The organism is Cereibacter sp. Soil_C_27 (assembly GCF_057657095.1).
Genome location: NZ_JBDGJD010000034.1, coordinates 1 through 404, shown reverse-complemented (window position 1 = coordinate 404; position 404 = coordinate 1). Strand labels below are relative to the sequence as shown.

At 71.3% G+C, this 404-nt stretch carries 1 pseudogene; it reads right to left on the bottom strand.

Going from position 1 to position 404, the window contains the following annotated elements:
• Positions 1–404, bottom strand: a pseudogene (locus AC3A5Z_RS24175) (NorD nitric oxide reductase activation protein); the annotation flags it as partial.

Here is a 404-nt window from a genome sequence, read left to right as displayed (position 1 = left end):
CGGTCCCCCGCCACATTGATGCCGCCGGCCAAGGCCGCCAGCGCCTCGCGCATGGTGTCGATCACCGAGCGGTCGCCGACCACGGCCTCGGTCGACCGTGAGCAGTCCATCAGGATCGCCACCGACAGGTCACGCTCGATGGCCCGCAGGTCGCGGTAGATCCGGTCGCTGCCCTGACCGGTGGCGCGGATCTCCACCTGAGCGGCGATCAGCGCGTCGAGGTCCAGCTCCGTCCCTTCGATCTGGCGCGGGCGCAGGATACTGCGCGGGTGCAACGTCTCGAACTGGCGGCGGACGCGGGCGACAAGACGCGGGTCGGGCGCGAAGCTGTCGCCATCGGGCGTGGCCTCCACCTCCAGCACGCGGCAATGGTCGGGCATGTAGGCCCGCGCGCGGTGGTTCCA